This is a genomic window from Mesorhizobium captivum (assembly GCF_033977165.1).
Taxonomy (GTDB): Bacteria; Pseudomonadota; Alphaproteobacteria; order Rhizobiales; family Rhizobiaceae; genus Mesorhizobium; species Mesorhizobium captivum.
Window position 1 is genome coordinate 1 of sequence record NZ_JAVIJB010000078.1, and the last position, 10,156, is coordinate 10,156.

General features: G+C 60.9%; 11 protein-coding genes. All 11 read right to left on the reverse strand.

Going from position 1 to position 10,156, the window contains the following annotated elements; genetic code table 11:
* The coding region (locus RFM40_RS32840) for an alcohol dehydrogenase catalytic domain-containing protein (protein WP_320278999.1) at positions 1 to 412 on the reverse strand (412 nt) is incomplete at its 3' end.
* A gap of 175 nt (positions 413 to 587) precedes the next feature.
* Positions 588 to 2,348 (reverse strand): nif-specific transcriptional activator NifA, encoded by a 1,761-nt coding sequence (gene nifA / locus RFM40_RS32845; RefSeq protein ID WP_320279000.1) that lies wholly within the window; start codon positions 2,346 to 2,348, stop codon positions 588 to 590.
* Positions 2,349 to 2,507: 159 nt separating this feature from the next.
* On the reverse strand, positions 2,508 to 2,801 hold the full coding sequence (locus tag RFM40_RS32850; RefSeq protein WP_320223341.1) for a ferredoxin family protein: 294 nt from the start codon (positions 2,799 to 2,801) through the stop codon (positions 2,508 to 2,510).
* A gap of 9 nt (positions 2,802 to 2,810) precedes the next feature.
* Entirely contained in the window at positions 2,811 to 4,118 is a 1,308-nt protein-coding gene (locus RFM40_RS32855) for an FAD-dependent oxidoreductase (RefSeq protein ID WP_320279001.1), read from the reverse strand.
* Positions 4,119 to 4,128: 10 nt separating this feature from the next.
* Positions 4,129 to 5,238 carry an electron transfer flavoprotein subunit alpha/FixB family protein gene (locus RFM40_RS32860; RefSeq protein ID WP_320215388.1) on the reverse strand — a complete coding sequence of 370 codons (1,110 nt, stop codon included), beginning with the start codon at positions 5,236 to 5,238 and terminating at the stop codon, positions 4,129 to 4,131.
* A 15-nt stretch (positions 5,239 to 5,253) separates the two neighbouring features.
* Positions 5,254 to 6,105 carry an electron transfer flavoprotein subunit beta/FixA family protein gene (locus RFM40_RS32865; protein ID WP_320215387.1) on the reverse strand — a complete coding sequence of 284 codons (852 nt, stop codon included), beginning with the start codon at positions 6,103 to 6,105 and terminating at the stop codon, positions 5,254 to 5,256.
* 183 nt (positions 6,106 to 6,288) lie between these two features.
* The gene (gene nifW / locus RFM40_RS32870) at positions 6,289 to 6,669 is read right to left on the reverse strand and encodes a nitrogenase stabilizing/protective protein NifW (protein ID WP_320236520.1); all 381 of its coding nucleotides are present in this window, start codon (positions 6,667 to 6,669) and stop codon (positions 6,289 to 6,291) included.
* Entirely contained in the window at positions 6,666 to 7,874 is a 1,209-nt protein-coding gene (gene nifV, locus RFM40_RS32875) for a homocitrate synthase (protein ID WP_320279002.1), read from the reverse strand. The genes nifW and nifV overlap by 4 nt, the downstream gene beginning before the upstream one ends.
* Positions 7,871 to 9,088 (reverse strand): cysteine desulfurase NifS, encoded by a 1,218-nt coding sequence (gene nifS, locus RFM40_RS32880; protein WP_320279003.1) that lies wholly within the window; start codon positions 9,086 to 9,088, stop codon positions 7,871 to 7,873. Before nifS ends, nifV begins: the two co-directional genes overlap by 4 nt.
* A gap of 15 nt (positions 9,089 to 9,103) precedes the next feature.
* Positions 9,104 to 9,424: a HesB/IscA family protein gene (locus tag RFM40_RS32885; RefSeq protein WP_041003345.1), complete on the reverse strand. Its 321-nt coding sequence runs from the start codon at positions 9,422 to 9,424 to the stop codon at positions 9,104 to 9,106.
* Between the two features lie 526 nt (positions 9,425 to 9,950).
* On the reverse strand, positions 9,951 to 10,156 hold a 206-nt coding region (locus tag RFM40_RS32890), incomplete at its 5' end, for a hypothetical protein (RefSeq protein WP_320279004.1).

The following is a 10,156-nucleotide window of genomic DNA, read 5'->3' on the forward strand; positions in this document are numbered from 1 at the left end:
GCACGACATTGTGCTGCGGGATCGCCATGTACTCGCCGAAGGCGCCCGGACGGTTGACGCCGACGCCAAGCGTGTTGCGGCAGAGATGCCCTCTGCCCGCCCGGCAGTTGCGGCAGTGGCCGCAGACGATGTGGCCCTCCCCGGAGACGCGCTGGCCGACCTTGTATTCGGTGACCGCCGCGCCGTAATCGGCGACCGTGCCGACGAATTCATGGCCGGTCACCATCGGCACCGGCACCGTCTTTTGCGCCCACTGGTCCCAATTGTAGATGTGGACGTCGGTGCCGCAGATCGCGGTCTTCCTGACCTTGATCAGCACGTCATTGGGGCCGATCTCCGGCACCGGCACCTCTTCCATCCAGATGCCCGGCTCGGCCTTGGCCTTCACCAGCGCCTTCATCATGTTGGACATTCTTTTGTTCCTTGGATCCGCCGACATCTGCGTGTGGATGCGCGCCTGGCCCTTCGGCACCACCGGGAAGGAGAAGCCGATGACGTAGTGCCTCGATTCTACATGCGCTGCGTCGAGTGGCGTCTCAAAGGCACCACTCGCACATGGCGCGAGGACGTTTGACCTCGCAGGGCGTTTAGAACTTCTTTACCTCGATACCATGCCGACGCAGGGCATAGCCGACTTGCCGCGGCGTGAGGCCGAGGATACGACCAGCCTTGGCCTGAACCCAGCCGGCCTTCTGCATCGCGTCGATCAGCCGGTCGCCATCGGTCACACGCATGCCTGTTGCACCCGAGGCAGGATGGCTCGGACCGCGGGCGTTGACGGGCACCGCCGCGCCCTCGGAGGCGCCGGTGCGCCTGGCTCCCAGCGGCGATTCAACCGGCATCCTGTTGCGGCCGAACTCATCGCTGGCATTGCCGTCATTTGCACGGTCGGCTCCTTTCCAGAGGAGGGAAGACAGGCACTGGCTATTCTGGCAGGCGAAATCTGAAGTGGCGATGGTGCTTGAACGCGCAAGAGTGGCCGTCCTTCGCACGCAGTTTTCCAGCTCACGGACGTTGCCAGGGAAGTAGCATTGCGAGATCAGGTCAAGCGCCGACGGCGCGAAGGCGAGCTCGCGATGGTTCTCGCTATTGAATCGATCGAGGAAGGCCTTCGCAAGGCGTGGAATATCGCCGGGTCGCTCTCTGAGCGGTGGCAGCATGATTGGCACCACATTGATACGGTAGTAAAGATCGGCCCTGAACTCTCCATTCACGACAGCCGTCTCGAGATCCTTGTTGGTGGCGCATATGAGCCGGACGTCGACCGTTAGCGTCCTGGTGCCGCCGACGCGCTCCAACTCGCCTTCCTGCAAGACGCGCAAGAGCTTTGCCTGGAAGGCAGGCGAAATCTCGCCGATTTCGTCAAGCAACAGGGTTCCGCCATTGGCTAATTCGAAACGGCCGGCACGCTGCGCGACAGCCCCGGTGAAGGCGCCCTTTTCATGCCCGAACAACTCCGATTCCAGAACGCTTTCAGGCAGTGCGGCGCAGTTCAGTTTGACGAAAGCCTTCTTGCTGCGAGGCGAAAGCTTATGGATGGCCTGCGCAAAAAATTCCTTGCCGGTGCCGCTTTCACCCCGCAAAAGCACGGTGGAGTTGGTCCTTGCCACGATTGCGGCGGTTTCAAGCACCTGCTTGAGTGCTGGACTTTCCCCGATGATCCCGTCGATTTTGACAGGCGAATGGCGCGCAGGGCGGGCCTCCTTCTCGTCGCGCGATTTCTCCGCTCTCCCTTCCTCCTCAAAGAGCCGCTGACGATCTGTGCTCAGGATGCGATGGAGGCGGATAGTCCGGCCGACAAGATTGGCGACCATTGTCAGCAAGCTCACGTCTTCGTCGCAATGCACGCTGGCGGCGCCGTCCCGGATACGGTCGATCGACAGTGTACCGAGGATTTCATCCTCAGCCTCTATTGGCACTCCGATAAAGGTAACTGGCATGGTTGCGCCGCCCGAAGCCGTTTGGAGATCAGCCTGAAATAGTTCGGACTTGCTGACATCGTGTATGACGAGTGGCCTCCCCGTAGCGCAGATACGGTCTACCACGGTCTGCGGTGTGAAGCGGCGCCAATCTGATTGAGGAGCGTGTTTGTTGCCGGCAGTTGCGGCAATCTCCAGCTCCCCGGCCGCCTCCTTGATGACCATTTCTCCATGACGCATTTGCACAAACGAGGAGAGAATGTTCACGACATTGCCAAGCGTGATCTGCAGCCGCGTGGGGGCAGTCAGGATCTCGGATATCTCGTAGAGGCCCCTGAGCGGGATGTTTGCCCCGTGCATCGCTTTGATGGGTGGCCGTGCGTCGCCAACCCCTACCTCGTGCACCCGATCCCGCATTACTTGACCCATGGAAACACCTCAGGGGTTGTAAGGTGCCCCTCCCAAAGCGCCTTTCTTTCGACTCGCTACATCCTAGTATTCACGAGCCCCTGTTCAATTGCAAATTGTCATGTTGCAATCGCGACAATTCCAGGTATCGGCTCTGGCAACGGCGCGCGCGTGCGCGGGTCATCCGAACTTGAAGAGGACACCGAAGCCGCCGCGCGGATAATTCCACTCGATCTCACCACTGGCCTCGCACAGTACCCGACAGGTGCCGCACTCCATGCAGCCGTCGGCGGTGATCTCCACTTGGCCCTTGTCGTTCAATTCATAACATTGGGCCGGGCAGACGCGGGTCAACGCGAGCAGGTTGGCGCTTGGCTTTTGGTGCGGTCGCACTTTTATATGTGGGCGCCCCGAATCGACCAGATACCGGTTCTGGTAAAGCTTCTCTTCAATGCGTGGCACTGCGATTGTCATCTCGTCCTCCTAGCGCCAGGCGAATGCCAGGCGGACCACGTCGCTCACCAGCCCCCAGCGCGAACGCGCCTTGATGAAGGCAGCTGTGGTCGCCTTTTCCTTGTCGATTTTCGGGGTGCCGTCGACCCGCATAAAGTTCTGAGCCGCCTGAGACATCAACTGCGGGTAGGTCGTGAAGAAGTTTTGGGAATTGGTGTGGAGCAGGGCCGGCATGTCCTTGTATTTCTTCAGGTCTTTGATTACGAAAGACTTGTCTAACAAGGTCTTGTAGAGCGCAAGGTTCTGTTTGGTCATCGGCCTCTTGCGGCTCTTGACCTGCATGATTGCCTCAGCCGCGATCCGACCGGAGGTCATGGCGAGGTTCGAACCCTCCCGGTGGACGGCGTTATTCAACTGCGCAGCATCGCCGACCACCACCCAGCCGTTGCCAAACAGCTGCGGAATCGCATTGTAGCCACCCTCGGGAATGAGATGCGCGGCATATTCTTTCACCTCCGAGCCGGCGATCAGCGGCCGGATCGAAGGATGGTTTTTTAACGCATCGAGTATGATGTATGGGCTCTCCATCATCGAAGCGAAATCCGAAACGAGGCAGCCGATGCCCAGTGAGATCGATTCCTTGTTGGTGTAAAGGAAGCCGAGCCCGGCCATGCTGCGGGAGATTGTACCCACTGCCTCGATCACGCAGCCTTCACCGGCCTTGAGGCCGAACCGCTGCTCTATGACCTCTTCAGGCAGGAAATGCATTTCCTTGACGGCGAGCGCCACGGATTTTGGCCTCGGCATCTCGCGAAGCCCGGCGCGGGTGCCAAGTAGTCCGGAGACACCTTCTGCGAGAACGACAACGTCCGCGAAAATCTCTCCGCCGACCCGGTCGGTGCGGACGCCGACCACCTTGTCCTTGGCATCGCGGACGAGTTCCGTCACGGTCGTCTCGCACAGAACCGTCGCGCCGGCCTCGCGCACCTTACGCGAAAACCATTTGTCGAACTGGGCGCGGATGATCGTATAGCGGTTGGGCTTCGCCTCGTTGAAGTCGTCCGACCGATAGTGAATCCCGGTGTGGGAAGTGTCGTCCATGACCCAAAGCCGCTGTTCAACCAAATGGCGCTCGAGAGGCGCATCATCCCGGAAATCCGGGATGATCTTCTCCAGCATGTTCGCGTACATGATTGCACCCTGAACGTTCTTGGAGCCCGGATATTCACCTCGCTCCAACTGCAGCACCTTCAGGCCGTGGCTTGCCATGGTGTAAGCAGCAGCGTTTCCGGACATGCCGGCCCCAACAACAATGGCGTCGAATTTTTCCTCGATCATGTCCATCTCCCTAGCTCGCAAGCTTATCGCGACTGTGGGGCGACAGCCGCCGGGTGAAGGCCTCCGTCAGTGCGGGCAGGAAGCGGATCGCATCGGTGACGATCCCGAGGTGGGCGAAATCGAAAATCGGCGCCTTCGGGTCGGTGTTGATAGCCACGATGAGATCCGCTCCTTCGACGCCAACCCGGTGCTGGATGGCGCCGGAAATTCCTGCCGCTATGTAAAGCTTCGGCCGGATGGTCTTGCCTGTTTGGCCGATCTGCCGATCAGCCGACAGCCAGCCCTTTTGGACCAACGGGCGCGAACAGCCATGCTCGGCGCCGATTGCTCGTGCGAGATCCTTCACAAGCTGCAGGTTCTCCGCCGCGCCTAGACCGAGGCCTCCCGCAACCACAACGTCGGCATAGGCAAGATTGGCCTTTCCAGACTGGCTATCCGGCAGGAAGCCGAGGACTTTGGTGACGATGTCATCCTCGGCTACCGATAGCTGGTGCCGGATGACACGCCCGACCGGCTTATCCATCCGCCGCGGCATGGGCATGACCCTTGGTCGCACTGTCGCCATCTGCGGCCGGTAATTGAGCGTGTAGATCGTGCACAACAAGGAACCGCCGAAAGTTGGACGGGTCGCAGCGAGCGAACCGTCCGTATCGACGTCGAGTTCGGTGCAGTCGGCCGTGAGCCCTGTCTTCAAGGTGGTTGCGACCGAACCAGCAAGATCCCTGCCGAGTGTGGTCGCCCCGAGAAGCAGGATCTCGGGTTTATGGGCATCGACCAGATCCGTCATCGCCTTGGTGAAAGGCTCATTGCGATAGTCGGCAAGCAGCGGCGCCTCGACGTTGTAGACAAGATCGGCGCCATAAGCGAAGGCCTCGGCTACCGCAGACTGGGTGGTCTCTCCTGGCGGTCCGAGCACGATTCCCGCGAGCTCGACGCCAAGCTTGTCAGCGAGCTTGCGGCCTTCACCGAGCAGTTCGAACGATACCGGGTGGACCTGGCCGCGCTCGAGCTCGATAAACACCCAGACGTGGCGATAGTCCTTGAAATGGTCGGGCAGCTCCTTCTTTGTGCCGGCACGGCCGGAGGCAGGGCGAGGGGCTTCTCGATTCGCGCTCGACATTGTCTCTCCTTGCCGTCATTGGCCGCCGTTGAAGGCGAGTTCCTGTTCCAGCGCTGGCCCGCGGGTTAAGATTGCGGCGATAAGTTCGTCAGCGAGATCACGCAAATTCCTCTCGGGGGTGTCGATAAGTGCCGCCTTTTCCGCCCGTGCTGTAGGGGCGAAAACGCGCTTGACGACCGTCGGCGAGCCGCGTAGGCCGCATCTGGTGAGGTCATCAATGCCGGCGTCGGCCGCACTCCACTTCAGGACCTGGCTACGCGCGGCGTACAGGGCGTCCTCGAGCGAGCCCCGACGGATCTCATTTGTGCCTTCCAGCATGGTGATGAGACAAGGGAGCCTGCTCTTCAGCATCTGCGTGCCGCCTTCACAGCGGCGCTCGACCTTGATCTCGCGCGCAGCGAGGTCAACGGAGGGGATCTTCGCGACATAGGTGAGTTGCATGAGATCGAGGCGCTTGGCGATGCCGGGCCCGACCTGGGCGGTGTCGCCATCGATCGTCTGCTTGCCGGTGAAGACGATGTCTGGCGTGCCGAACGTCTCGCCAACCTTCGCGATTGCCTGGGAAAGAGCGAAGGAGGTCGCCAGCGTGTCGGAGCCCGCAAAATAGCGATCGGTCAACAGCACCGCGCGGTCGGCGCCGTAACCGAGCGTCTTGCGCAACGCGTCCTCCGCCATGGGCGGACCCATAGTGAGCACGGTGACCTCGCCGCCGTAAGTGTCGCGCAGTCTAAGAGCCTCTTCGAGGGCGAATAGGTCGTAAGGATTGATGATGGTAGGCACACCCTGACGCATGATCGTGTTCGTAACGGGATGGACCCGTATCTGTGCCGAGTCCGGCACCTGCTTGATGCAGACTACGATGTGCATTGGCGGTCTCTTTGGGCTTCTATACGGATGCGGGCTTGGCAGTAGATCTTTGGCAGCATCATTCGTGCCAACTGTTTTGCGTGCTCATATTCCTCGAGACTCCGTTGGTTCCTTCCAGGGGCGCGTTCGTGATGACACGATTTGTCGGCTTCCCGACATTGTCGCGTCGCAACCATGTCGCGCTCATTCTTTTGCGAACCGCTTCAGTACGGACTCGAACGGGACGAAGGTGCGGCCCGGCGTGGCAGGCTTGTTCGGATCGTGGTCTTTGAGCACCTTGAAGATCCGGTGCTTAAGCGGCGAGGAAGTCGTGAAGTCCTCGTAAGCGCGTAGCAGCGTTGCGCGCACCCGCGCGGCGACCACCTGGTCGGGCAGATCGGATAGATCTTCTTCGGCAAGGTATTGGCCCACGCGCTTCATGATATGAAGCCGTGAGACATTCAGCACCTTTGGGTCATAGGAGACCCCAAGGAGCGCGAAGAACTCCTCCGCGGCCGACAGGCCCTTTAGCCGCGCGAGGATGTCGGTAACATCGATGGGGCGGCCGTCAGCGGAACAATTCATCGCATTCTCCCTGGTCGGGCAACTGTGGTGTCGCTGAGTTCGTTGCCCAGCCGGCCTGGACCGGCGACATCCGCGAGGTGTGCCTCGCTGCACATTCCATCGTAGAGCTCGACCAGTTGAGTTGCTGTCACGATCGATTTGGTCTCGGCCGCCTTGCGGCGGACGCGAGCCACGATTGCGGCTGCCAAATCCGGGTCGAGATCGCGACCGCTTTCGCTCAGCACACGGGCAATCGAGGTGGCGCCGGAATGCTTACCGATGACGATACGCCGGCAGCGGCCCACGAGTGCCGGGTCAAGCCCCTGGTAGGCGCGCGAGTCCTTCAGCAGCCCTGCGACGTGAGTGCCGGATTCGTGGGTGAAAACATCGGCGCCGACGACCGGCTTAATAGTCGCCGTCTGCCGGCGGGCGGCGCAAGCCACCTGGGCGGCGAGGTCGGGCAATGCGGTCAGCTCGATGCCGGTATCCGCGCCGTCGATGACGGCCATCGCGGCCGCCACTTCTTCCAGCGCGGCATTACCCGCACGCTCGCCGAGCCCGAGGACGGTGACGGACGCATGGCGCGCGCCTGCACGGATCGCGGCCAGCGTGTTGGCGGCCGCAAGGCCGAGATCGTTGTGCGCGTGAAATTCGAGGTCGATTTCAGACTTCGCCATGAGCTGGGCGACAAGTTCGAAAGTCGAAAAGGGATCGAGAATGCCGACCGTGTCGGCCAGCCTGACGCGGCTTGCGCCGGCGCGCGCAGCCGTTTCGATGACGCGGGCAAGATGATCCCCATCAGCCCGCGAGGCATCCTCGCAGCCCACAGCGACGAAGAAGCCGGCAGCGGCTGCGCGCCTGACCATATCCTCGATGACCTGGAGCGCTCCCGCCTGATCGAGGCCGAGCTTGGCGGCAAGTTGGATGTCGGATGCAGGCAGCGACAGATTGACGGCGCCGACGCTGCTCTCGATCGCTGCGTCGAGATCCCTCGCCTTCATCCGGCACCAGGCCATGAGCCGAACCGGGAGACGACGCGCGACCGCGGCGCGAATTGTTTCGATCTCGTCGGCGCCCATGATCGGCGTGCCGATCTCGATCTCTGGGACGCCGGCGGCCACAAGAGACTCGGCGAGTTCCAGCTTCTCCGCCGTCGTAAAGGCGACACCGGGCGCCTGCTCGCCGTCGCGCAAGGTCGTGTCGTTGAGGAAGACATCACGGCTCATGAACGGCAACCTGTTCTGCTTCCGCTCAGGTATGGACCGGATAGAACGTCTTCGGGACTTCGCCCATACGGCCCAGAACCGGGAGAGTCACGCAGCTTCTCCACGATTGCCGGCATGACCTCAAGCACCCGCTCGACGTCTTCTTCGTTGTTGTCGCGCGCAAACGAGAAGCGGACTGCCCCGTGTGGCATCTTCATCGCGCTCAGGACATGGCTGGGTTCCATTGAGCCGGAGGTGCAGGCGGAGCCGGAGGAACAGGCGATGCCTACGCGGCTCAGCAGATGTGGAATTCCATCGCTTTCGGTATGTTCAAAGGAGATGTTTGCGGTGTTTGGCAACCGCTCCATCGGATCGCCAGTGACACAGGTGTTTGGGATGCGCTGGAGGATCCCATCCTCCAGGCGGTCGCGCAGCGACTTTACCCGTGTGGTCGCGTCGTCCATGAATTTCAAGGCGAGTTCGGCCGCCGTGCCGAGCCCGACTATGCCGGGCGTGTTCTCGGTACCGGCACGCCGGCCGTGCTGTTGGTGCCCTCCCTTGATCATCGAGCGGAAGTGCACGCCGCGCTTTATCCAAAGTGCACCGATCCCTTTGGGGCCGTGAAGCTTGTGGCCGGAGAGCGACAGCATGTCGATAGCGGTCGATTTCAGGTCCATCGGAAGCTTGCCAACCGCCTGCACTGCATCGGTATGAAAAAGGGCGCCAATTTCCTTGGCCAACTCGGCGAGCTTGGCCACGGGAAAGATCGTACCGGTCTCGTTGTTCGCCCACATTACCGAGACGATTGCCACACGGGGCGAGAGGGCTGCCTTGTAGGCGTCGAGGTCAAGCCGGCCACGACGATCCACGGGGATCGTGTGGACCTTGACGCGGCGAACCTGCTCAAGATGCGCGCACAGCGTCAATACGGCGGGATGCTCGACCGCGGACGTCACGATCTCGGTTCGGTCGGGCGTGACCTCGAGCGCCGAAAGGATCGCTGCATTGTCGCTTTCTGTTCCACCCGAGGTGAAGGTGATCTCATCGTCGAACTGCGCGCCGATCAGCGCCTGCAAGTGCCGCCGCGCCTTTTTTATCGCCGCACCGACTGAGGCGCCAAAAGCGTGCGTTGACGAAGGGTTGCCGAATTGATCCGTGAAGTACGGCAACATCGCTCGCACAACGTCAGGATCGACCCGTGTCGTTGCGTTGTTGTCGAGGTAGACAGGCCTCATGCGAACAGTCCTCAGTTAACTGAAGGACTTGCCGCAGCCGCACTTGTCCCGCGCGTTGGGGTTGTCGAAGACAAAGCCGGAAGAGTCGAGCCCGGTGACGAAGTCGACGGTCATGCCGGCGACATGGGGTTGGGAGTCTGCGTCCACAAACAGCTTGATCCCATCTGTCTCCGTAATCACATCGCCCTGGCGCGAGACGCTTTCCAGGCCCATTATGTATTTGAACCCGGCGCAGCCGCCGGTCTGGACCATAATGCGAAAGCCCTCCGCTTGCTCGCTGGCGCGGGAAAGAGCCGTCTTGACGGCGGCAACAGCATTGTCGGTGAGCGTGATCATGGCAAGATTTCTCCTCAATCCGTGACGTCTTTGCGGATCACGCTGCAGGGACCGTGCCAAAAGAGAAAAAACCGTTTCAACACGGCGCGATCCCTCTAGAGGCGCTATCAATCTTGTTGGCCATTGCTGAAAAGACGTCGGGCAACCGACACGCATTGTCGGGTTTGTCGAGTACGTGACACAAAGTGTCCGGCCTCGGTTCGACTGAACTCTCACATAAATCATTGATGAGTGTGCGGAGCACTTTTTTGCGCTTGTTCAGGCGAATGGCACGACTTTTGAAACGCCCATTGGCGATGCGGCAAAAACCGCCGAGACAAAAAATCATGCTGCGAGTGCCCTCGCGATCGATCGAATGGAGCAAGGAAAGCAACATGTTAGGGCTGGGTCAGAACCGCTCTGCGCGGGTGGAATCGGCTCCTCGCCGCTCAGACGACACGCCCGGTTTCGATGGCGATCACGCACTCTCGCCAGCAGCACCCTGCTCCTGGACGAGCAGGAGGTTGCATCGAGCACCACGCTGCACTCAGTCGACCGACAACCCGGCAGGGCAGTTGATCCTCAACAAGCAGATGAAGGTCGTTAACACATGGACCAGCGCGAGAGACCATCGCCGCACGAAATCCGGCGGGCGCAGCAAGACAATCCAAAGATCCGTGAGCACGATCGTGAGCGTGACGAGCACCCCATCTTGCCTGAGGGCTATCCACTGGGGAGATTTGCCGCCTGATT

What these genes read in the sequence shown, in the direction of transcription:
- nifW (WP_320236520.1), bottom strand. Translation starts at nt 6,669, where the DNA reads ATGAATTGTTCCGCTGACGGCCGCCCCATCGATGTTACCGACATCCTC.
- nifV (WP_320279002.1), bottom strand. Translation starts at nt 7,874, where the DNA reads ATGAGCCGTGATGTCTTCCTCAACGACACGACCTTGCGCGACGGCGAG.
- nifS (WP_320279003.1), bottom strand. Translation starts at nt 9,088, where the DNA reads ATGAGGCCTGTCTACCTCGACAACAACGCAACGACACGGGTCGATCCT.
- RFM40_RS32860 (WP_320215388.1), bottom strand. Translation starts at nt 5,238, where the DNA reads ATGTCGAGCGCGAATCGAGAAGCCCCTCGCCCTGCCTCCGGCCGTGCC.
- RFM40_RS32850 (WP_320223341.1), bottom strand. Translation starts at nt 2,801, where the DNA reads ATGACAATCGCAGTGCCACGCATTGAAGAGAAGCTTTACCAGAACCGG.
- RFM40_RS32855 (WP_320279001.1), bottom strand. Translation starts at nt 4,118, where the DNA reads ATGATCGAGGAAAAATTCGACGCCATTGTTGTTGGGGCCGGCATGTCC.
- RFM40_RS32885 (WP_041003345.1), bottom strand. Translation starts at nt 9,424, where the DNA reads ATGATCACGCTCACCGACAATGCTGTTGCCGCCGTCAAGACGGCTCTT.
- RFM40_RS32865 (WP_320215387.1), bottom strand. Translation starts at nt 6,105, where the DNA reads ATGCACATCGTAGTCTGCATCAAGCAGGTGCCGGACTCGGCACAGATA.
- nifA (WP_320279000.1), bottom strand. Translation starts at nt 2,348, where the DNA reads ATGGGTCAAGTAATGCGGGATCGGGTGCACGAGGTAGGGGTTGGCGAC.